The sequence below is a fragment of the Lysobacter sp. K5869 genome, assembly GCF_018847975.1.
Taxonomy (GTDB): domain Bacteria; phylum Pseudomonadota; class Gammaproteobacteria; order Xanthomonadales; family Xanthomonadaceae; genus Lysobacter.
In genome coordinates, this window is the sequence record NZ_CP072597.1 from 2664368 (window position 1) to 2686354 (window position 21987).

The 21987-nt window shown below is 70.1% G+C and carries 15 protein-coding genes; 2 read left to right on the plus strand and 13 right to left on the minus strand.

What is annotated here, in order from left to right; genetic code table 11:
- Positions 1–226: 226 nt before the first annotated feature.
- The 6 genes from J5226_RS11460 to J5226_RS11485 all read right to left on the minus strand — a co-directional run bounded on the left by J5226_RS11460 (position 227) and on the right by J5226_RS11485 (position 6276).
- Positions 227–544 carry a hypothetical protein gene (locus tag J5226_RS11460; RefSeq protein ID WP_215840004.1) on the minus strand — a complete coding sequence of 106 codons (318 nt, stop codon included), beginning with the start codon at positions 542–544 and terminating at the stop codon, positions 227–229.
- A gap of 371 nt (positions 545–915) precedes the next feature.
- Complete coding sequence (nagA, locus tag J5226_RS11465) at positions 916–2019, minus strand: N-acetylglucosamine-6-phosphate deacetylase (protein WP_215840005.1); 1104 nt, start codon at positions 2017–2019, stop codon at positions 916–918.
- Positions 2016–2792: a DeoR family transcriptional regulator gene (locus J5226_RS11470; protein WP_215840006.1), complete on the minus strand. Its 777-nt coding sequence runs from the start codon at positions 2790–2792 to the stop codon at positions 2016–2018. Before J5226_RS11470 ends, nagA begins: the two co-directional genes overlap by 4 nt.
- 33 nt (positions 2793–2825) lie before the next feature.
- A complete protein-coding gene (locus J5226_RS11475; RefSeq protein WP_215840007.1) occupies positions 2826–4142 on the minus strand; it encodes a D-tagatose-bisphosphate aldolase, class II, non-catalytic subunit in 1317 nt (438 codons plus the stop codon).
- A gap of 41 nt (positions 4143–4183) precedes the next feature.
- A complete protein-coding gene (locus J5226_RS11480; RefSeq protein ID WP_215840008.1) occupies positions 4184–5116 on the minus strand; it encodes an ROK family protein in 933 nt (310 codons plus the stop codon).
- A 5-nt stretch (positions 5117–5121) separates the two neighbouring features.
- Positions 5122–6276 carry an SIS domain-containing protein gene (locus J5226_RS11485; protein ID WP_215840009.1) on the minus strand — a complete coding sequence of 385 codons (1155 nt, stop codon included), beginning with the start codon at positions 6274–6276 and terminating at the stop codon, positions 5122–5124.
- A 332-nt stretch (positions 6277–6608) separates the two neighbouring features.
- Here J5226_RS11485 and J5226_RS11490 point away from each other — a divergent pair, with 332 nt between their 5' ends.
- Both J5226_RS11490 and J5226_RS11495 read left to right on the plus strand, forming a co-directional pair.
- Positions 6609–9977, plus strand: coding sequence for a TIM-barrel domain-containing protein (locus J5226_RS11490; protein ID WP_215840010.1), 3369 nt, complete (start codon positions 6609–6611; stop codon positions 9975–9977).
- A gap of 191 nt (positions 9978–10168) precedes the next feature.
- A complete protein-coding gene (locus J5226_RS11495; RefSeq protein ID WP_215840011.1) occupies positions 10169–13171 on the plus strand; it encodes a TonB-dependent receptor in 3003 nt (1000 codons plus the stop codon).
- An 85-nt stretch (positions 13172–13256) separates the two neighbouring features.
- Here J5226_RS11495 and J5226_RS11500 read toward each other — a convergent pair whose 3' ends face one another.
- From J5226_RS11500 to J5226_RS11530, 7 genes are all read right to left on the minus strand, one after another.
- Positions 13257–14186, minus strand: coding sequence for an NmrA family NAD(P)-binding protein (locus J5226_RS11500; RefSeq protein WP_215840012.1), 930 nt, complete (start codon positions 14184–14186; stop codon positions 13257–13259).
- 244 nt (positions 14187–14430) lie between these two features.
- Positions 14431–15435, minus strand: a complete 1005-nt coding sequence (locus tag J5226_RS11505) for a catalase (RefSeq protein ID WP_215840013.1) — start codon at positions 15433–15435, stop codon at positions 14431–14433.
- Positions 15432–15818, minus strand: coding sequence for a DoxX family protein (locus J5226_RS11510; protein WP_215840014.1), 387 nt, complete (start codon positions 15816–15818; stop codon positions 15432–15434). The genes J5226_RS11505 and J5226_RS11510 overlap by 4 nt, the downstream gene beginning before the upstream one ends.
- 89 nt (positions 15819–15907) lie before the next feature.
- A complete protein-coding gene (locus tag J5226_RS11515) occupies positions 15908–17368 on the minus strand; it encodes an aldehyde dehydrogenase family protein (protein ID WP_215840015.1) in 1461 nt (486 codons plus the stop codon).
- A gap of 20 nt (positions 17369–17388) precedes the next feature.
- Entirely contained in the window at positions 17389–19044 is a 1656-nt protein-coding gene (locus tag J5226_RS11520; protein ID WP_215840016.1) for a GMC oxidoreductase, read from the minus strand.
- Between the two features lie 207 nt (positions 19045–19251).
- Positions 19252–20184, minus strand: coding sequence for a LysR family transcriptional regulator (locus tag J5226_RS11525; protein WP_215840017.1), 933 nt, complete (start codon positions 20182–20184; stop codon positions 19252–19254).
- Between the two features lie 159 nt (positions 20185–20343).
- Entirely contained in the window at positions 20344–21969 is a 1626-nt protein-coding gene (locus J5226_RS11530) for a DUF6519 domain-containing protein (RefSeq protein WP_215840018.1), read from the minus strand.
- Positions 21970–21987: the final 18 nt, after the last annotated feature.

Sequence of the window (21987 nt, forward strand, 5' to 3'; positions counted from 1 at the left end):
GCGCGACGGCCACGTCGAAACGGGTTCCGGCTTTCGCAAGAGCGACGGTTGAAGGATGCGGCGTTTGCGAGTCCGAGCGAGGATGCGGCGTTCGGATGCTCGGACGCACGTCGGTCGCAGCGGTCGCGTTCGATAAAAAGCCGGCCGCATCAGCGGCCGGCCGGGTGAGTGCGGGAACGGCCGCGGATCGTCGCGGCGATGCGCGCGCCGCGTCGGCCCGCTGGGCTCAGCCGCCGAACGGAACCAGGTGGCAGTACTCGACGATCACGGTGTTGCCGCCGGAGTACCACGTCTGCAGCTGGGCATCGCAGCTTTCCTGGCTCGACGCGACGATGTCGGCGTAGCTCCAGGTCAGATAGCGGCCATCGGGGCCGCTGTGCGGATGCAGGTACTTCACCCGCGCGCGCCAATCGCCCGCGGGCTGCGGCGCCGGCGTGGTGCCGATGCCGCCCGGCGGCGCGGCGACGGCGGCGCCGGTCAGGGCCAGGCCCAGGCAGATCGCGGCGAGGCGGAGGGGCGATTGCGTCGTCAATGACTTTTTCATGGATGCTCCGAAGTCCGTGTGGCGATGAGTCGGGCAGCGCGGTCGCTGCTCCGGCGGGCGAAGCGGACGGATGTGCCGGTTCGCGGCGCACCTAAGTCGAACGCAGTTCGGGCCCGGGTTGGACAGGCGAGGGCCGGGTTTCGGATGGACGCGCGGCTGCGGCGTACCAGCGGAGCGCGCGGCGGGTGCGCGGCGGATCCAAGCGCGCCGGTACGCGGCGGCTTGCCCTGGTCGCGGCGGATCGCACCGCGCCGGAGCGGATCGGAGCAATCGACCGACGGCCGATGGCGCCGCTCGAACGGTGTTCCGCATGAGGCGTCGACGTGCGATGCGCAGGCGTGCGCCGATCGCGAGCCGTCGCGCTGCGCGCCTCAGGACAGATCGATGGACCGGCCGGCGACGTGCACCTGCGCGACGCGCAGCTGCGAATCCAGCACGACGATATCCGCCCAGGCGCCGGGTTCGAGCCGCCCGCGGTCGCTCAGGCCCAGGTACTGCGCCGGGAACGCGGACACGCGCCGCGAGGCATCGGCCAGATCGAGCCCGACGTCGACCAGATTGCGCAGCGCCTGATCCATGGTTAGCGCGCTGCCGGCCAGCGAGCCGGTGGCCAGACGCACGCAACCCAGGCATTTGTGCACGCGCTGCGAACCCAGCGCGTATTCGCCGTCGGGCATGCCGGTGGCGGCGGTCGCGTCGGTGACCGCGTACAAGCGCGGGATCGCGCGCAGGGCGAGGCGGATCGCGCCGGGATGCACGTGCTGCAGGTCGGGAATCAGTTCGGCGTATTCGGCGTGGGCGAGCGCGGCCGCGGCGATGCCGGGTTTGTAGTGGTCCACGCCGGTCATGCCGTTGAACAAGTGAGTGAAGCCCGAGGCGCCGGCGCGCAGCGCGGCGAGGCCTTCCTCGTAGGTGCCGGCGCTGTGGCCGAGCTGGACGCGGATGCCGAGCGCGCACAGCGCCGGAATCAGTTCGGTGTGGCGGCCAATTTCCGGCGCCAGGGTCAGCACCCGGATCGGCGCCAGCGCGTGCAGGCGCCGCACCGATTCCAGCGTCGCCTCCACCGTCAGCGGCGGCTGCGCGCCGAGGCGGTGCGGGCTGATGAACGGCCCTTCCAGATGCACGCCGAGTATTTGCGCGGCGTCCGCATCGGGCGCGGCGATGACCTGGGCGAGACCGCGCAGCGCCGCGACGATATCGTCTTCGGCCGCGGTCATCGTGGTGCCGAGCAGGGCGGTGGTGCCGTAGCGCGCGTGCGCGCGGGCGATGGTGCGCGCGACCTCGCCGCCCTGCATCAGATCGACGCCGGCCGCGCCGTGCACGTGCAGGTCGATGAAGCCCGGCAGGACGATGCATTCGTCGCTGGCGCCGGCGACGTCTTCGATGGCGCGGATGCGGCCGTCGAATTCGATGCGCCCGCGGCGCCAGCCGTCGGGAGTGAGGATGCGGCCCTGCAGGGCGCGGAGTTCGGTCAAGGCAGCGGCTCGGCGATGATCGTTTCGATGCCCAGCCGCAGCAGACCCTCGCGGTAGCGGTCGTCGATGCCGGCGTCGGTGATGATGGCGTGGACTTGGTCGAGGCGGGCGATGCGGTGCAGGCTGACCCGGCCGAACTTGGAGGCGTCGGTCAGCACCACGATCCGGCGCGCGCGCTCGACCATGCGGTGGTTGAGGCGGGCTTCGGCCTCGTCGTGGGTGGTCAGGCCGAACTGCAGGTCCAGGCCGTCCACACCGAGAAACAGCGTGTCGAAGCTGTAGGCGTTGAGGCTGGCCTCGGCCTGGCTGCCTTGCAGCGACAGCGACTGCTTGCGCAGCAAGCCGCCGCTGAGCAGCACGTCCACGCCGGGCGCGTTGGCCAGTTCCCAGGCGATGTTGAGGCCGTTGGTCATCACCGTGACGTCGCGGTGGCCGCGCAGGTGGCGGGCCAGGGTCATGGTGGTGGAGCCCGAATCGATGATGATGTTGTCGCCGGCCTGCACCAACTGCGCGGCGCGCGCGCCGATGCGCTCCTTCAGCGGCAGGTTCAGCGCATCCTTCTCATGGATGTCCTGCTCCTGCGGCGGCGTGCGCACCAGGGTGGCGCCGCCGTGGGTGCGCGTGGCGAGGCCTTGCGATTCGATATGGCTGAGGTCGGCGCGGATGGTCACCGCCGACACCTCGAAGCGCTCGACCAACTCGGCGACCTGCACCGAGCCCTGCTCGATCAAGCATTGCAGGATCTGTTGTCGGCGGGAGCGGGTATTGCGCATGGCCATCGGAGTGTCCGCGGAGAAAACCGAAGATTAGCCGTTCGCCGCGGCGACGGCAGCGCGCGCGCCGGCGGCGTTGGCCGAGCAGGCGCGGGCGTATTCGTCCAGGCACAGGCCGATGCGGTGGCGCGCCAGCGCGTCGGGCGTGTTGGCCAGGGCGCCGGCGCGCACGGCGCGGTACTGCTCGGGCAGGTGCTGGCTGAGCAGGACCAACGGCGCCGGGTGCGCGCGCAGGTTGTCGAACAGGCGCTGCACGGCGGCGACCAGGGCCGGTTCGCCCCAGTAATAGCGGCAGCGGTCGCTCAGCGCGTACAGGCGCAACAGATGCAGCTCGCGTTCGTCGCCGTGGTAGTGCTGCTGCCAGTGGCGCGGGTTTTCGAGCATGCAACGTTCCAGCGTCTGCGGCAGGTTCGAGCGTCGTTCCGGCGGCAGCAGCTCGGCCTCGATCGCGGCCAGCGCGAACAGCGCCTCGCGGTAAGCGAAGGTCGCGGCCGGACCGACCTTGAGGATGGCGAAGTGATCGCGCACCAGCGCGTGCAGGCCGTCTTCGCGCTGGTAGTCGGTGGAGTGCGCCTCGAACACGATGCGCGGCTGGCGTTCGAGGAAATCCGCCAACGCGCGCGCGGCGGCCGGATCGTAGTCGTGCACGCTGCTGTGGTCGAAATCGACGCCGGGCTGCACCACCATCGCGATCACCCGTTCCCAGGCGGCGGCCAGATCGGGCGCGGCGAACGCGTCGCGGTGGATCGCCAGCGTCTGTTCGGCGGCCTGCGGCGTGGTCACCGCCAAACCGCCGGCCAGCGAGGCTTCGCCGCCGGGCACCGGCACTTCGGTGCCGATCACGTAGACCGGCGGCGGCAAGCCGTGCGCGGCGGCGGTGCGTTCGGCGATGCGCGCCAGTTCGGCCGAGCGCGCGGCGACGACGGCGTCGGGCAGCGGGGTCGGGTCGTCGGCGCAGGACATGCTGCAGTCGAGGTGGATCTTGTGGAAACCGGCGGCGACGTAGGCTTCGATCAGCACCCGCGCGTGCGCCATCGCTTCCTCGGCCGGGCGCTTTTGCCACGCGTTGGGGCCGAGGTGGTCGCCGCCGAGCACGAGGCGTTCGCTGGGGAAATTTTCTTCGCGCGCGAGCCGCAGCACGTAATCGCGGTACTGCGGCGGCGTCATGCCGGTGTAGCCGCCGAACTGATCGACCTGATTGGAGGTCGCCTCGATCAGCAGCAAGGTGTCGTGGCGGCGCGCCACGTCCATCGCCGCGCGCAGCACCAGCTCGTTGCTGCAGCACACGCTGTACAAGCCGACGTTGCGGCCTTGGCGGTGGGAGGCGATCAGCGATTGCACGGGCGACATGGGCGCAGCTCCAGCGAAGACGGCTTCAGAGGACGAGAAAATCAAGAAAGAGCGAGCAAGGCGGCGCCGCGGGCGCCGCCGGCGTCGCCGAAACGCGGCGGCACGATCGGCGGGACTTGCACGCCGGCGAACAGATGCGCGGACACCGCGGCGGGCAACACGTCGTACAGCGGCGCGTGTTGCGACAAACCGCCGCCGAGCACGATCACGTGCGGGTCGACCGCGAGCACCAGCGCGGCGAGGCTGTGGCCGAGCAGATCCAGATGGATCGCCAGCACCTGCCGCGCGCGCGCATCGCCCGCGTCGGCCTGCGCGAACACCGCGCCGGCTTCGGACGCGTCGCCGCCGAAGTGGCGGTACAGCGCGACCAAGCCGCTGCCGGAGACATAACGCTCCACGCAACCGCGCAGACCGCAAGCGCACTCGATCACCGGCAAACCGTGGCGTTGCAGCAGATGCGCCGGCACGCTCCAGTGGCCCCATTCGCCGGCCAAACCGTTGAAGCCGGCGACCAGGCGGCCGTCGAGGCAATAGCCGCCGCCCGCGCCGGTGCCGAGGATCGCGCCGAACATGCTCGGATAGCCTTCGGCCGCGCCGCCGTGCGCTTCGGACAAGGCGAAGCACTGCAAATCGTTGCCGAAACGCAGCGGCCGGCGCAGCCGCGCCTGCAGATCCGCGGCGACGGCGCGGCCGGTCAGCGCCGGCACGTTGGCGCTGAGCTGCAAGCCGCTGCGGCGGTCGCGCACGCCGGGCAGGGCGATGCCGACCGCCGCGTCCGTCTGCGCGAGTTCGGCGTCGGCGTCGGCCACCAACTGTTCCAGCGCGGCCAGGAAACCGTGGTAATCGCCCTGCGGCGTGGCGATGCGGCGGCGATGCCGCACGTCGAGCGTCTTCGCATCGCAAGCGACCAGTTCGATCTTGGTGCCACCGATGTCGATGCCGTAACCGACCGCGGTGCGCGCTGCCTCAGCCATGATGCTCAGCCATGATGGATGGTGACGCCCTTGACCACGCGGTTGACGGTGCCGTCGGGGAAGGGATTGTCCGGGGTCAGGCCGAGCGCGGCCGAACGCTGCAGCGCGTAGATCTGGGCGAAGGTCAGCCACACCGGCGCCAGCCAGCTGTCGTCGAGCGGCGGTACGCGCAGGGTGTGCTCGTCGTCGCCGCCGATGTCCGAATGCGGGCCGATCGCCAGTACCTGCCCCGCCACGCCGTCGCGGCGCAGTTCGTCGAGCAGGTCTTGTTCGTAACGGCGCGCCAACGCGTACGCGCTGCGGATCACCACCACCAGGGTGTCGCCGTCGAGCGTGGACTTGGGGCCGTGGCGGAACCCCAGCGGCGTGTTGGCGAGCGCCAGCACTTGCCCGGCGGTGAGTTCGAGCACCTTCAGCGCGGCTTCGCGCGCGAGCGGCTCCAGCGGGCCGCTGGCGAGGTAGATCACCCGGTCGAACGGACGCTGCGCCAGCGCGCCGGCGGCCGCGTCCCACTGCGCGAGGCCTTCGCGCGCGAGCGCGGCGACTTGGCGCAGATGCTCCAGACGCTGCTCCCACGGCGCGGCGTCGAACACGCTCAGCGCCGTCAACAGCATGCAGCTCAGGCTGCTGGTCATGGCGAAGGCGCGGTCGCAGCTCGCCGCCGGCATCAGCAGGGTGCAGGTGTCCTCGCGCCCGGCGGCGCGGCGCGCGAGTTCGCCGTCGGGATTGCAGGTGATGTCGAGGAAACGCGCGTGTTCGACCTGCGCGCGCACCAGTTCGACCGCGGCCACGCTCTCCGGGCTGGAACCGCTGCGCGCGAACGACACCAGCAGGGTGGGGCGGTCGCGCTGCAGGTATAGCGCCGGATGGGTGAGCAGGCTGGTGGTGTGCACCGCGCGCACGTCGGCCGGCCATTGCGCGTTGATGCGGTCGGCGACCAGGTCGGCGATGAAGCCCGAGCTGCCGGCGCCGGTGAACAGCACGCGCTGGTTCGGGTCGTTGAGGCGGTCGCCGAGGAAGGCGTGCACGCGTTCGCGCGCCTGCGCCAAATCCTGCGCCAGTTGTTCCCACAACGCCGGTTGCTGGGCGATCTCGGCGGCGGTGTCGGCTCCGCCCAGGCGCTGCCAGGCGGACGAATCGGAAAGCGGAGTGGCGTCCATGAAAGATCCCTGTTGAGCGACGGCACGATCAGCGTTTTCTTTCGGAAAGTCAATTATCGAAAGTAAAACAAAAGAAATTGGCCGAACGGGCTTCGTCTGCGAGCCGCTCGAATCAAAGCGAAAGCTGCAGCGGGTTCGGCTTTCGTTGCGGGCTTAACAGGCATTTTCAGCATGTTTAGAAAGTATTGCGCTGCACAATCTTTCGTTTTGACGAAGAAATTCTTCCTTTTTCCTTTCAATTCATTGACAGGTTTCGAAAACCTGCCCTAGAGTCGGCCGCACTCGCTTTTCGTTCTTCGGTTTTCGCCCGCAGCGCGGGCCTTGGGGGCAAGGTGGAATTCCGTGTGCGTCGTCCGCGACTGTCGAGCGCGATCCTCTCCGGCGCCGTGTCGGCCGCGTTGGCCGCGTCGGCGTTGCCGGCGGCGGCCGAGCCGGTCGGCAACCTGCGCGCGGTGCGCGCCGGCGACGGCGCGACGCCGAACTGGGAGCTGAGCACCGATACCGGCAGCGTGCTGCGCATCGAGGTACTCGCCGACGACATCGTGCGGGTGCAGGCCGGCCGCCGCGGCAAGCTCGCGCCCGCCGGCGACAAGGCCGCGCCGATCGTGCTGCCGCAGCCGGCCAGCAAAACCGAGGCCGCGCTGGAAGAAGACGCGAACGAAGTGCGCGTGCGCACCGGCGCGCTGGTGCTGCACGTGCAGCGGCAGCCGCTGAAGCTGAGCCTGGAGCGCATCGACGGCGAACGCCGCGCGCCGCTGTGGCAGGAATTGCAGCCGCTGGATCTCGACGCGAGCCAAAGCGTGCAAGTGCTGTCGTCGCAAGCCGACGAAGCGTTCTACGGCGGCGGCCAGCAGAACGGCCGTTACCAATTCAAAGGCCGCGAGTTGGAAGTCTCGTATTCCGGCGGCTGGGAAGAAGGCGACCGTCCCAGCCCCGCGCCGATGCTGCTGAGCTCGCGCGGCTGGGGCATGTTGCGCAACACCTGGAGCGACGGCAGCTACGATCTGCGCCAGCCCGATCAGGCCACGCTGCTGCATCGCGAAGACCGCTTCGACGCGTATTACTTCGTCGGCGATCTGCCGCGCCTGCTCGAACGCTACACCCGCCTCACCGGCCGCGCCGGCTTGCTGCCGCGCTGGGCGCTGTCCTACGGCGACGCCGATTGCTACAACGACGGCGACAACGTCAAGAAGCCCGGCACCGTGCCCGAAGGCTGGCACGACGGCCCGACCGGCACCACGCCGGACGTGGTCGAGAGCGTGGCGCGGCAGTACCGCGAACACGACATGCCCGGCGGCTGGATCCTGCCCAACGACGGCTACGGCTGCGGCTACAAGCAACTACCCGAAACGGTGAAGGGACTGGCCAAGTACGGCTTCCGCACCGGCCTGTGGACCGAGAACGGCGTCGACAAGATCGCCTGGGAAGTCGGCACCGCCGGCAGCCGCGTGCAGAAGCTCGACGTGGCCTGGACCGGCAAGGGCTATCAGTTCGCGATGGACGCCAACCAATCCGCGTTCAACGGCATCCTGCACAACTCCGACTCGCGCCCGTTCCTGTGGACGGTGATGGGCTGGGCCGGCATCCAGCGCTATGCGGTGGCGTGGACCGGCGATCAGAGCGCGAGTTGGGACTACATCCGCTGGCACGTGCCGACCCTGATCGGCTCGGGCCTGTCGGGCATGGCCTACGCCACCGGCGACGTCGACGCGATCTTCGGCGGCAGCGCCGAGACCTACACCCGCGACTTGCAATGGAAGGCGTTCACGCCGGTGCTGATGGGCATGTCGGGCTGGTCGTCGAACGCGCGCAAGCATCCGTGGTGGTTCGACGAGCCCTACCGCAGCATCAACCGCGATTACTTGAAGTTGAAGATGCGGCTGACGCCGTACATGTACGGCCTGACCCACCAAGCCGCGCAGACCGGCGCGCCGCCGGTGCGCGGGATGATGTGGGATTACCCGCAAGACCCGCACGCGCGCGACGAGGCTTACAAGTATCAGTTCCTGCTCGGCCGCGACTTGTTGGTGGCGCCGGTGTACCGCAGCCAGGCCGCGAGCCGCGGCTGGCGGCGCGGCATCCACCTGCCGGCCGGCCGCTGGATCGATTACTGGGACGGCCGCGCCGTGCAGGCCGGCGCCGCCGGCCGCGACCTCGACCGTCCGGTCGATCTGGCCACGCTGCCGCTGTTCGTGCGCGCCGGCGCGATCGTGCCGATGCACCCGGCGATGCTCTACGACGGCGAGAAGCCGCTCGACGAAATCACCTTCGACGTGTATCCGCAGGGCGATTCGCAGTACGCGATGTACGAGGACGACGGCAACACCCGCCGCTACGAACAAGGCGAGTCGAGCACCCAGCAAGTGCGCATGAGCGCGCCGGCGCAGGGCAGCGGCCCGGTGACGGTGGCGATCGACGCGGTCCAAGGCCAGTACCAAGGCCAGCTGCCGCAGCGCCGCTACGCGCTGCGCGTGCTGAGCCGGCAGGCGCCGCGCGCGGTGTCGCTGGACGGGCGCGCGTTGCCGAAGCTCGCCGACGCCGCGGCGTGGCAGGCCGCGGCGGAAGGCTGGTATTTCGATCCGGCCGAGCGCAAGGGCACCGTGCACGTGCGCACCGCCGCGGTCGATATCCGCAAGCCGCTGCAGTTCGCGCTCGACATCGCGGTCGCCAAGGCCGACGCCGACGACGCGTATCCGGCCGCGCCGGCCTTGGGCCGCGCGCTGCCCGCCGACAGCTTGCTGGTGGTCAACCGTCCGGCCGAAGAGCCCGGCCACGCGCTGGAAAACGCCTTCGACGACGATGCCAAGACGTGGTTCCGCAGCGTGCGCAACCAAGCCGTGCGCACCGGCGCGCACGAATGGACGATTGGTTTCGGCGAACGCAAGCTGATCGACGGCATCGAGCTGGCGCCGCGCAACGACCAACACTGGAAGCATGGTCAGGTGCGCGATTACGAGGTGTACCTGGGCGACAGCAACGGCGAGTGGGGCGAACCGGTCGCGCGCGGCCGCCTGCAGCTCAAGCAGGAGATGCAGCGCATCGACTTCCCGGCGCACGCCGGCCGCTTGCTGCGCTTCCGCGTGCTGAGCGTGCAGAACCCCGAGGGCGACGGCGCCTCCGGCAGCGACCCGATGGTCGTCGCCGCGCAGGGCGGCGCCGCGCGCGCGGTCGATGCTTTACAGCCGCGCGACGTCGGCCCGATCGCTTTGTCCAGCTTCCACATCCTCGAACACCAAGAGCCGGAGCGGCCGGCACAGCAACGCTATCTCTCCGAGCTGCCGTTGCCGGCCGCGCTGGCCACACAAGCGCGCGCCGACCGCGCGTTCCGCGGCGATGCGCCGCTGCGCATGAACGGTTTGCTGTTCCGCCGCGGCCTCGGCGTCGGCGCGAGCAGCCGCATCGATCTGCGCTTGCAGGGCCAGTGGCGTTTGCTGCGCGCGGATCTGGGCATCGACGACGCGTGCCGCGCCGCCGGCGGCCTGCAGTTCCAGGTCTGGGGCGACGGCCGCCTGCTCTACGACAGCGGCTTGGTCAAAGCGCCCGGCGTGGTCAAGCCGGAACTCGACATCCGCGGCCTGTCCGCCTTGAGCCTGCGCACGCTCGGCGCGCAGGGCAGCCAACCCGCCCAGGTCTGCGCCAACTGGGCCAACGCCGTACTGATCGGCCAGGAGGGCGATGCCGCCAGCATCCTCGCGCCATGACCACGACCCGTCCGAATCTTCGCCACCGAACCCGCTGACCCCACGACGCAACGCCGAACACGCACCGCGCAAGACGTAACACCGCTCCTCCCCCCGCCCAAACCGACTGCGGCCGACCGGCCGCGGCCCGGGATCGCTGTTGCCCTTATTCCTGCCATCCGCGCCGCAGTCATCCTGCCAGGAGAGTTCCGATGTTGTCCGCCAGCCGCCGCACGCACCGCCATCGCGCCCATTGTCGTCCCCGCATTTCCAACACCCCGCTGTCGCTGGCGCTGCTCGCCGCGTTGCTGAGCCAAGCGCCTCTCGCCGCCGCGCAGGACGCGCCGGAGGCCAAGGACAAGACCACCGAACTGTCGCGGGTGGAAGTCACCGGTTCCAACATCCGCCGCCTGGACGTGGAAACCGCCTCGCCCGTGCAGGTCATCAGCAAGCAGGACATCGAGAACATGGGCGCGCGCACGCTGCTGCAGGTGCTCGACAACCTGCCCGCGGCGCGTCCGGCGCAGCAGGATTCGCGCTCGCTGTTCACCGGTTCCGACGGCGCCTCGCAGGCCAATCTGCGCGGCCTCGGCGCGCAGGCCACGCTGGTGCTGCTCAACGGCCGCCGCCTGTCGTACTACGGCGCGCCGGCCGGGTTCCAGACCCAGTTCGTCAACATCGACTCGATCCCCGCCGCGGCGATCGAGCGCATGGAAGTGCTCACCGACGGCGCTTCGGCGGTGTACGGCACCGACGCGATGGCCGGCGTCATCAACGTCATCACCAAGCGCAACTACCAGGGGCTGGAGGTCACCGCGACCACCGACACGTCCTCGCGCATCGATTCCTACGGCGAGCATCAGGCCAGCATCACCGGCGGCTTCGGCGATCTCAACGAAGACCGCTTCAACGTCTACGGCTCGTTCAATTTCTATCGCCGCGACGCGATTCCGCTGAGCGATTTCTACGACAAGCGGCCGAACCAGTACTACCTCAACAATCCGAACTACATCAAGAACCTGCGTCTGGGCACCGGCAGCAAGCCGGGCGAGTTCAATCCCGGTACGTATTTCGCCTTCGATCCGGCCACCGGCCGGCGCGTGCAAGAGGCGGCGCCGGGCTGCAACAACGTGCTCACCGGCGAGGCCGCCGGCCCGCGTTGCATCTGGCAGACCTGGATGAACAACGAGATCGACGCCGGCGCGCAGACCGAGCGCATGACCGGCTACGTCAACGCCCACTTCCTGATCGGCGAGAGCACCGAAGGCTTCGCCGAGCTGACCTACACCGACATCGACCTGCGCGCCAACGGCGGCACGCCGCGCGCCTTCAACACCACCACCGGCAATCCGACCAGCTGGTTCTCGCGCGACACCGGCGCCACGGTCAATCAGTTCCTGTATCCGTTCCTCGGCCCGAACAACGAGTACAACCGCGCCAGCCCCGAGCTGCGCGCGATGATGGGCGGCGTGGTCGGCCTGAATTACCTGTTGCAGGACGCCGGCAAGAACTACTTCGGCCAGCGCAACACCGACCAAAGCTATCGCGCCCTGGCCGGCCTGCGCGGCAACTTCGGCGACTGGAACTGGGAAACCGCGTTCGCCACCGCCGGCACGCATTCGATCACTTACCAGACGATCAACGTCAACCTCGACGGCTTCCGCAAGGCGTTCGGCCCGTTCACCGTCGATCCGGGCACCGGCCGCGTCATCATCTCCGATCACCCCGCGTACAAGTTCGGCGAGATCAGCGAGGCCAACGCGGCGCTGCTGCGCGAGGCGTATCCGACCTTCGACATCCAGTCCTGGACCCGCCTGCACACCCTCGACGGCAAGATCGAAGGCCCGCTGGCGCAGCTGCGCGGCGGCGAGATGCGCGCGGCGTTCGGCTTCAACATCAGCCGCGAGACCTTCTACACCCCGGGCAACGAGGACGCCGCGCGCGGCCTGATCACCCAGCAGGGCGGCTCGTGGTTCGACGGCAAGCGCAACACCTATGCGCTGTTCGCCGAAACGGTCGCGCCGCTGACCGACAAGCTCGAACTCGACGCCGCGCTGCGCGTGGACAAGTACCCGAACTTCAGCGCCAACGTCGCGCCGAAGATCGGCATCAAGTACCAGGTGCTGCCGCAGTTGCTGCTGCGCGGCACCTACTCGGAAGGCTTCCGCGCGCCGAGTCTGGCCGAGGCCGGCACCGGCGGCGTGTTCGCCCAGCTCGGCGGCTTCCGCGACGAACAGCGCTGCGCCGAGACCAACGCCATCGCCAATCTGCTGCGCCAGTCGCGCCGCGGCGGCGACGTGGATCTGGGCAATTCGCTGCTCAACGCCGATTGCAGCCGCACGGTCGCGCGCATGACCCAGCCCAACCAGGATCTGAAGCCGGAGAAGGCCAAGATCGCCACGCTGGGCTTCGTGTTCGAGCCGCTGGATTGGCTGTCGGTCTCGGCCGACTACTGGTTCGTGTACCGCCGCAACGAAATCGCCGCGCCGGACTTCAGCAAGATCCAGGACATCTCCGAACTGATCCGTTCGCCGATCACCGACGCCGACCGCGCCGCGGTCGCGGCGCTGGCGGCGATGTGCGCCGACCCGGCCAGCGGCGTGGCCTGCCCGGGCACGCTGCCGGGCTATACCGTCGGCAACGTCGCCAGCGTGGTCGGCCAGTACAAGAACCGCGGCCGCACCCTGATCGACGGTTTCGACATCGACGCGCGCAGCCGCTTCTCGCTGGGCGAGTGGGGCAACCTCAACGTCGGTCTGGCCGCGACCATCGCCGGCCGCAACCGCTCCTACCTCGACGACGAAAACGGCTGGTTCTACGGCGACACCGTCGGCTACTACAACAACCCGCGTCTGCGCGCGACGATCAACGCCGACTGGAACTACCAGAAGTTCACCACCAGCGTCTTCGTCAACTACGTCGGCGGCACCAAGTGGGCGCGCGAGCGCGTGGACGAGTTGGACAATAACGAGCAGACCTGCACCGGCGGCTACCTGCCGGTGCCCAAGCCGCAGTGCGACGGCGCGCCGTCGTGGTGGACGGCGAACCTGAGCCTGAACTGGCGTCCGACCGACAAGATCAACGTCGGCGTCACGGTCAAGAATCTGTTCGATCGTCTGCCGTTTTACGATCCCAACAGCTTCCTCGGCGACTCGCCGGATTACGCCAGCATCTTCGGGCGCAGCTATAGCTTCACCGTCGGCTACAAGTTCTGACGACCCTCGGCGCGCCGGCTTCGGCCGGCGCGTTTTTTTTGCGGGAGATGAGCGTTCGGGTGCATGGCCCGGCGCGGCGGCGGCTTTATCCCGCCGCATTCGCATCGCGGTCGAACTCGCCGCGATGCGCGTTCGCCCACGCTTCGACGCCGGTCGGCGCGAAGCCTTCCAGGCCGCGCTGCGCCGCGAACGGGGCGGCCAGGATCGTCTCGGTTTCTTCGCGATGCCCGGCGAAGTAACGGAACTTGGAACCGACCCGGCGGCCGACGCCCGCGCCTAGGGCGGCGTCGATGTCGCGTTCGAATTCGTCCAGCGGTTGAGCGCGGTAGCGGATCGTCCGGCCCAGGCCGCGGCTCACGCATGCGGCGAATTCCTCGCCGCTCAGGCTGTGCGGCCCTGCGATCCGATGATCGCCGCCGAAGGCGCCGCGTTCCAACAGCATCAGCGCCGCGCGCGCGCAATCGTCGGCGCAGGTCCAGGCGACGCGTTGCGCGGACGGCAGCGGCGGCGCGAACACGCCGTGGCGAACGATGTCCGCGCGCGCCGACGGCTTCAGCAGATTGTCCAGATACAGGGTCGGCCGGACCACGGCGAAGGGCAGGGCGGAGCGTCGCGCTTCGGCTTCGACCGCATCATTGCCGACGAAGCTCGGTTCCGCGCACGGCGGCGGCCGGCTTGCGCTGGCGAGCTTGAGCGCGAAGGCGCGCACGCCGGTCGCGGCGAACGCAGCGAGCGCGTTGCGGGCGCCGTCGCGCATCGCTTCGGGCGCGCCGATGGGCACTTGCAGAACGGCGCGTTCGATGCCGACGCACGCCGCACGCAGCGAAGCGACATCGCGCAGATCGCCCTCGGCCAGTTCGACGCCGGGCGCCGCGAGCGCGGCGGCGCGCGCGCGGTCGCGCACCAGCGCGCGGACCTTGAGCCCGCGGGCGAGCGCGGCGCGCACGACGGCGCCGCCCTGCACGCCGGCGGCGAGGAAGACGAGAACGGGTTTGGACGGATCGAACACGGACATGGGCGGCTCCTGAGAAGCGGCCTGTCGGAACGGCATCGAAGTCGATGGCAACCGATCAGGCCCGGATGCGCGAGGCGCGCGGGACTGTCGGGGATCGCGCGCGGCGCGCGACCAGAGCTTTTCCGGGACGGAAAAGGGCTTGGGCCTACCCAGACCAAGCCTGCCGTTTCGACCGGGCGATTATGCCGGGAGCGGAGCGTGGGTCAACCCGGCGGCGCGCGGCCCTCGCGCGTCGCCTCGTCGCTCACGGCTTGGGCGGCGTGGACGCCTGGCCGCTGCGCCGGCGCAGCGAAATCTCGTAGGCGCGGCTGCGCGCTTGCAGCATCGGGTCGCCGGCCGCTTCGATGCCGGGCGGCAAGCGCGCGGGATCGAACATGATCGCGGCTTGGGCTTGCGGGTCGGCGACTATCCGGTCCAGGGTCAAGGTCCCCAGTTCGATGCTGCGGCGCTGCGCGGGCCACGGCGCGCTGATGTCGTCGAGCGCGTCGCCGTCCCCGGCCAGTTGCAGCATCAGCTTCAGGCGCACTCCGCCCGCGGCGATGCGCTGCGCCAGCTCGCGGCGCAGGAAATCGCGATTCAGAGTCGCGGCTTCTTGCTCGTTCCAACGCTCGACGCCGTTGGCCGGCTCGATCCACAACCGTCCCAACGTTCGCTGGCCGTCCGCGGCGCTCAGCGCCATGGCGTGCATGAAGTAGTAAGGCTGGCTGATGTAGCTCTTCGGCGTCGGCGGAATCGCGGCGAGGAAGCGCTTGGCTTCGGGATTCGCGTCGAGGTGGCGCGCGAACGCGTCCGGGTCGGCCGGTGCGGCGTTGGCGGCGCGCAGGAAGGCCAGGAAACGCTCGGGCGTGCGCGCCGGAAAGCCGTTCGCCGAGTGGCCGACGAAATCGGCCTGGACGACGTCGCCGTCGAGCAAGCGCAGGGCGAGCCCGCGCGGATTGGCGCGCGGGTCGTTGTCGGCGAGGTCGGGATCGCCGCCGAAGTTGGAGAAGCGCAGCAGCGCCGCGACCGGTCGGCCTTGCAGGATCGTCGCGCGGCTCAGCGCGCGCGCCTGCGCGGAGGCGACGAAGCGGCCGGCGAGCAGCACGCCGCGGGCGTGGTTGACGCGCTGTCCGGGGTGTTCGCCGGCGCCGGCGTACAGGGTTTCGACCAGGCGCGTGGGGATAAGGTCTTCGGTGTCGGTCATGGCGGTTCCGGCATGGGCGAGGTTGGCGAAGGCGAGCGCGCACAGCAGCGCAATGCGCGCACTCACGAGCGCCGCCCGTCGAGGCTCCAGCGCCCCGCGCCGGCGACGGCGAGCGCGAGGAAGCCGCCGGCCATGACCAGATTCTTGAGGAACATCAACTGCTGGATCTGATCGCCGAGGTTGGCGTGGAACAACAGCGCGGTGACCACGCAGAAGCCGGCCAGCAGCGCGCCGGTCGCGCGGGTGGCGAAGCCGGCGATCAGCAGCGCGGCGGCGGCCAGTTCGAACGCGACCGTGGGCCACAACAACGCGGCGGGAACGCCGCTGGCCTGCATGTAGGCGGCGACCGCGTCGGGATGGGACAGCTTGGACAGGCCGGAGATCAGGAAGATCGATGACATCAGCAGGCGCGCGAGCAGCAGCGCCGCGGGAAGCAGGTTCGGGTTCATCGGGATATTCGGAATCGTGAGGAAAAAGCGGCCGGCGCCGTGGCGGCCGGCCGAGGAGCGAAACGGGTCCGGCGCCGCGGCGCCGAAGTTCAGAGCCCGGCGCCGGTGGCGACGGTGATGTGCTTGTACTCGATGAAATCGTCGATCGCCGCCGCGCCGTTGAGCCGGCCCAGGCCGGACTGGCGATAGCCGCCTTCCTCGAATTCGTCGTAGATCTTGGCCCAGTCGTTGATCCAGACCGTGCCCGAATCCAGCTCGCGCGCGACCCGCAGCGCGCGGTGCACGTCGCGCGTCCACACGCCGGCGGCGAGGCCGTACTCGCTGTCGTTGGCCAGCTCGATCGCCTGCGCTTCGGTGTCGAACACTTGCAGGGTCAGCACCGGGCCGAAGGTCTCGCGCTGGACGATGTCGAGCTTGGAGTCCTGCACTTCGAGCAACGTGGGGCGATAGAACGCGCCGCGGGCGAGTTCGCCCTCGGCGACGGGGCCGCCGCGCACGATCGCGCGCGCGCCGTCGGCGATGGCTTGTTCGACCAGACGGTCGACTCGGGCGACGTTGGCGCGGTCGATCAGCGGACCCATCTCGCTGCGTTCGTCGGCGGCGGGACCGACGCGCAGTTCGCTCAGGCGCGCGGCCAAGCGTTCGCGCAAGCGTTCGGCGACGCCGCGTTGGACCAGCAGGCGCGACCCGGTCATGCAGAACTGGCCGGCGAACACGGTCAGCGATTTCTCCAGCACCGGCACGGCGGCGTCGAGGTCGGCGTCGTCGAACACCACGTGCGGGGTCTTGCCGCCGAGTTCCAGGCCGAAGCGCTTGAGCCGCTGCGCGCCGACCGCGGAAATCGCCCGGCCGGTGGCGGTGGAGCCGGTGAAGCTGATGACCGGCACCTGCGGCGAGGCGACCAGCAACTTGGAGCCGTCCGCGCCGGATTCGTTGAACAGGTTGACGACGCCGCGCGGCAGCGACGGCGCCTGCGCCATGATCCGCGCGACCAGCGAATTGGTCAGCGCGGTCTGGCCGGGCATCTTGATCGCGACCGTGGCGCCGGCGGCGAGCGCGGGCGCGAGCGAGCGGATCATCAGCACCACTGGCGAGTTCCACGGCACGATGATGCCGGCCACGCCCATCGGCTCGCGCAGCACGATCGACAGCGCATCGGGCTTGGGCGTGCCGCTGCGGCCGTACTCGGTGCGCGCCAGCGCCGCGTTGAAGCGCAGCTTGGACGGCACCATGCTCACCTCGAAGCGGGCTTCGGGCTTGATCTTGCCGTTCTCCAGCGCGAGCTGTTCGATCAGTTCCTCGCTGTGGCGCTCGAAGGCCTGCGCGAGTTCTTCCAGCGCCCGCGCGCGCAGCGCGGCGTCGCGCCGCCACGGGCCGTCGCGGAAGGCGCGCGCGGCGGCGTCGATGGCGGCCTGGGCTTCGGCTTCGCCGCCGTCGGCGTAGCGGCCGATGACCGCGCCGGTGGCGGGGTCGAGGGCGCCGCGGTGTTGCGGCGAATCGATCCATTCGCCGTCGATCCAATGCAATGCGGTGGGGGTATCGGTGTTCATGCGGTGCGTGGCTCTCGGGTTCAGGCGTAACGCCGCGCGATGTGTTCGGCGACGGCGATGGTGGTGATGTTGGTGGCGACCGACACGGTGTCGGGGAAGATCGAGGCGTCGACCACGCGCAGGTGTTCGACGCCGTGCACGCGGCCTTCGAGGTCGACCACGGCGCGCGGGTCGTCGGCGCGCCCCATCGGCGCGGTCGACGTGGGGTGATGGTAGGTGTCGAGCGTGGCTTTGATCGCGGCGTGGATTTCCTCGTCGCTTTGCGCCTGCGGCCCCGGCCCGAGTTCGGAATGGATCAACCCGCTCAACGGCGCGGTCGCGCCGATGCGGCGCGCGAGCTTGACCCCTTCGAGCAGGCGCGCGCGGTCGAGCGGGTCGGCGAGGAAGTTGAGATCGATGACCGGCGCGGCCAGCGGATCGGCGCTGGCCAAGCGCAGCGAGCCGACGGACCGCGGCCGGGTCAGCGCCACCGCCAGTACGAAGCCGAGCTTGGTCGGGCTGAGTTCGTGCGGGAACAGATGGGTGGCGGTGATGTGCAGGTCCAGATCGCCCGGCGCGGCGCTGGAACTGCGCGTCCACAGCTTGGCGCCGATCGCCGGCGACTGCGCGCCGATCAGCTCCGGCCGCGCGGCGTAGGCGTTGTAGTAGAACGGGTGGTCCTTGAGCCCGCGGCCGACCGGCAGGTCGGCGACGCTGGCGATGCCGAGCGCGGCGAGATCGGCGGCCGGGCCGATGCCCGAACGCAACAGGATCGCCGCGCTGCCGTAGCTGCCGGCGCTGAGCACGACCTCGCCGGCATGAATCTCCTCGCCGTCGGCCAGGCGCACGCCGACCGCGCGGCCGCCGTCGAACAGCACGCGATCGACCGCCGCGCCGCCACGGATGCGCAGATTGCCGCGCGCGCGCACCGGGTTGCTGAGGTAGGCCATGCCGGTGTTGACGCGCACGCCGTTGACGATGTTCATCGGATACGCGCCGACGCCGTGCGCGTCGGCGCCGTCGAAGTCGTCGATGGCGCGATAGCCTTGGGCGCGGGTCGCGTCCACGAAGGCGCGCTGCATCGGGGTGAGGTCGTCGCGCAGCAGTTGCCGCACCGGCAGCGGGCCGTCGCGGCCGTGCAGGGCGTCGCTGCCGCCGTCGCGGGTTTCCAGGCGCTTGAACGCCGGCAGCAGGTCGTCGTAGCTCCAGCCGGGCAGGTTCCAGTGGCGCAGGTCTTGCGGCCGCGCGCGCAGCGCGACCGCGCCGTTGATGGCCGAGCTGCCGCCGAGCACCTTGCCGCGGACCGCGTGGATCGGATGGCCGACATAGCCGGGCAGGGTGCGGTAGCCCCATTCGTGTTCGGCGTCGCCGCCGAGGCGGTCGCTGCTGGCGATGACGTTGGGGTAGTCCCAGGCGCGATAGGCGCGGCCGGCTTCGAGCAACAACACGCGGCGGCTGTCGCGTTCGCTCAGGCGCGCGGCCATGACCGCGCCGGCGGAGCCGCCGCCGACGATCAGCACATCGATGTCGTCGCCGGTGCGCTGGCGCGCGCGCGGCGCGGAGGCGGTCCGGGTCGCGGTGGTCTGGGCCGTCGCCGCGGCGGCGGGCGTCGCGCCGAGCGCCAGCGCCGCGGGCGCGGCGGCCAGGCCGGCGACGAGGCCGCGGCGGATCGTGTTCGGCGTTTCGCCGTGGTGCATGGCTGTTCTCCCGGGCGGGCCGGTGCCCGCCTCATGCGCAGCACGTTAGGCACCGCGCCGGGATCGGTACAGATGGCGCGATGCGAATCGCGGGTTCGGTTTTTCCGAACGACGACGGCGGCGCGCGAGCGCTACGCTGGCTCGCGCCGGCGCGGTTCGCTTATCCGGGTTCGCGTGGCGCGACGGGTGCGCCGCGCCGCGACGCGTTCAATCCAACGCGATCAAGCCCGCCTCGGCCAACTGCGCGTCCCAGCGCGCCGGGTGGCCGATTTCTTCGCTCAGGAACTCGGTCAGCGCCTGGATCTTCGACGGCGTGCGCGCGCTCTTGCGGTACACGGTGGCGATGTGTCCGCCCGAGGGCGCGTACTCGCCCAGCACCGGCACCAGTTCGCCGGCCAGCAAGGCGTGCACGGCGAGGAAGCTGGGCAGGATCGCCAGCCCGAGACCGGCGCGCGCGCCTTCGAGCAGCTGATGGGCCGAGTCGGCGCGCAAGCGCGCGCCGATGCGGAAGGACTGCGCGACGCCATCCACCGGCAGGCTCCACATCGCATTGGGTTCGCGGTTGAAGTAGATCAGCCCGTCGTGGTCGCGCAGTTCGTCGGGATGCCGCGGCGTGCCGCGCGCTTGCAGGTAAGCGGGGCTGGCGCAGATCAGATGGCGGTTGACGGTGACGCTGCGCGCGATCAGGTCCGAGTCGGCCAGCCGGCTCATGCGGATGGCCATGTCGAAGCGGCCTTCGCGCAGGTTGGCGAGTTTGTCGTCGGCCTCCACGTCTACGCACAACTGCGGATAACGCATCGCGAAGCGCGCCAGCAGCGGGCCGAGGTGGCAGGCGGTGAAGGCCATCGGCGCGGCGATGCGCAGGCTGCCGCGCAGGCTGGATTGGGCGTCCTGCACCGATTGCTCGGCGCGCTCAAGGTCCATCAGCAACTGCCGCGCTTGCTCGTAGAAGGCATGCCCGGCCTCGGTGGGCTGCAGCGGCCGGGTGCGCCGCAGCAACGCGGCGCCGAGGCGCTTTTCCAACTGGGTCATGCGCTCGCTGACGATCGACTTGGTGGTGCCCAGGCGCCGCGCGGCTTCGGAGAAGCTGGTCGCCTCGACCACGGCGACGAAGGTCTGCAGGTCGGAAAATTTGTTCAAGCGCGGGCCATGGTCGAAGCGGGCAGGGCGCTATCTTACGCCCGCGCCGCGATGGCGCCGGGCGCGCGCAGGCTTGCCTTGCTGCGTCGGGCGCGCCGGCGCGGCGCCCGCGCCAGCGTGCGCGTCCCGGGCGCGCGTTCGCCGGGACGCGCGCGTGCTTCAACCGTCCTTGCGTTTGACCGTGCTCTTGGCGACCTTGGCCGTGTTCGCCTTGCCCGTCGCGGCCGTCGCGGCCGTCGCGGCCGTCGCGGCCGTCGCGGTCTCGGCGGCGGCGATGGCGACGTTCTGAGGCTTCGCCACGTCGCGTCCATTGGTGTCGCGCACGCGCCCCTGCAGCAGGCCGCAGGTGCTGGTCGGATGCACCAGGCAGCGGCACGGCGTCTCGGCGGTCGGGTTGCCGTCGGAATTGGGGCCGACGAAACCCAGCGGCGCGTACTGCGGATCCTCGCCGCGCGGCGGCAGATAGCGCGCTTGCCCGGCGGCGTCTTGCGGCCAATCGATTTTGCCGGTGGTGCGCGCCGCGATCAGCCAGTAGTCGCCGGTGCGGTAATCGCCGTCGGCGAAGCGCACCTGCACGCCGTCTTCCAGATCGATCCAGCCGTAGTCGCCTTTGTCGTCGCTGACCGGAACCGCGCCGTCGCTCAGACGGATGTCGCCGTTGGCGCTTTGGTCCCAGCGCCGCACCTTGGTGGTCGCGCCGGCGAGGCGGTCCTGTTCGGCGCTGAGGATCAGGGTATTGCCCTCGACGCTGGCGATGCGGCACAGCGAGCCGGGCAGGCCGAGCAGGTCGTCGTCCTCGTCGCTGAGCTCGATCCACTGGGCGTCGCGGAAGTCGCGCGCATTCGCCACCTCCAAGCGGCTGCCGCCGCCGCCGATCCAGCGGGTCAGCACGCTGCCGTTGTCGCGCGACCATTTGAACGTGGCGGTGCCGCCGTCTTCGTTGCCGCGGTGGATCTCGACCCGGTACAGATGGTTCTCGGCACCGCGGTATTCGGCGTCGGGGCTGGTGATGCACGGGTCGTCCAAGCGGTCGGGCTGCTTGAGTTGCGCGGCCAGCGTCGGCGCGCCGTCGCGGTCGAACAGCGCCAGCGGCGCCGCGCAGCCTTGCCGGTAGTCCTCGCGCAACTGGCTCAGGCGCGTGTCGAGGTCTTGGATGCGCGCGAGCAGGCGATCGCGCTCGGTGGTGTCCTGCGTCGCATCGGCGCGTTTCTTGAGTTCTTCCATGCGCCGTTGCAAGGTCTGTTCGATCTCGTCCAGCGCCAGCGCGCGCACCTGCCACACCACCTGGGCGCGGCTGCAGGTGTCGGGGCCGCCGAGCGCGACCTCGCGCAGCGAGGGAAATTCGACGCTGGTGAGATGGCGTTCCCACACCTTCAAATAGACCCAGAAGCGCGCTTCGTCGTCGCGGTTGGACGATTCCAGCCAGCGCCGCAGGGGGTCGCCGGAACCTTGCTCCTTGCCTTGCGGCTGCGGATGGAAGTGCGGCTGGTCGATGTAGCTGCAGCCCTCGTTCTCGCACAGCAGGCCTTGCACGTAGTAGCGCCCGGCGCCGATGTCCAGCGTCAGCGCGCCGTCGTCGCCGTCGAGCTGCAGGTCGAAGCCGGCGTTGTCGACCGGCGCGGCGTACGGCCCGAACAGGTCGCGCGCGAGCGTGCGCAGGTAGTGCAGCAAGATCGCGCTTTGCTCGTTGGGATCCGCGTCCAGGGTGACCCGGCCCTGTTGCAGCAGCACCTGGCTGAAATGGTTGCGGGGGTCGAAGCTCACCCGCGAGAAGTCGCCTTTCATGGTCTGTGTCCTTTCAGG

Coding starts and splice junctions, on each gene's coding strand:
- J5226_RS11530 (WP_215840018.1), bottom strand. CDS start 21,969: ATGAAAGGCGACTTCTCGCGGGTGAGCTTCGACCCCCGCAACCATTTC.
- J5226_RS11520 (WP_215840016.1), bottom strand. CDS start 19,044: ATGCACCACGGCGAAACGCCGAACACGATCCGCCGCGGCCTCGTCGCC.
- J5226_RS11460 (WP_215840004.1), bottom strand. CDS start 544: ATGAAAAAGTCATTGACGACGCAATCGCCCCTCCGCCTCGCCGCGATC.
- J5226_RS11475 (WP_215840007.1), bottom strand. CDS start 4,142: ATGTCGCCCGTGCAATCGCTGATCGCCTCCCACCGCCAAGGCCGCAAC.
- J5226_RS11480 (WP_215840008.1), bottom strand. CDS start 5,116: ATGGCTGAGGCAGCGCGCACCGCGGTCGGTTACGGCATCGACATCGGT.
- J5226_RS11485 (WP_215840009.1), bottom strand. CDS start 6,276: ATGGACGCCACTCCGCTTTCCGATTCGTCCGCCTGGCAGCGCCTGGGC.
- J5226_RS11515 (WP_215840015.1), bottom strand. CDS start 17,368: ATGAACACCGATACCCCCACCGCATTGCATTGGATCGACGGCGAATGG.
- J5226_RS11510 (WP_215840014.1), bottom strand. CDS start 15,818: ATGAACCCGAACCTGCTTCCCGCGGCGCTGCTGCTCGCGCGCCTGCTG.
- J5226_RS11495 (WP_215840011.1), top strand. CDS start 10,169: ATGTTGTCCGCCAGCCGCCGCACGCACCGCCATCGCGCCCATTGTCGT.
- J5226_RS11470 (WP_215840006.1), bottom strand. CDS start 2,792: ATGCGCAATACCCGCTCCCGCCGACAACAGATCCTGCAATGCTTGATC.
- J5226_RS11500 (WP_215840012.1), bottom strand. CDS start 14,186: ATGTCCGTGTTCGATCCGTCCAAACCCGTTCTCGTCTTCCTCGCCGCC.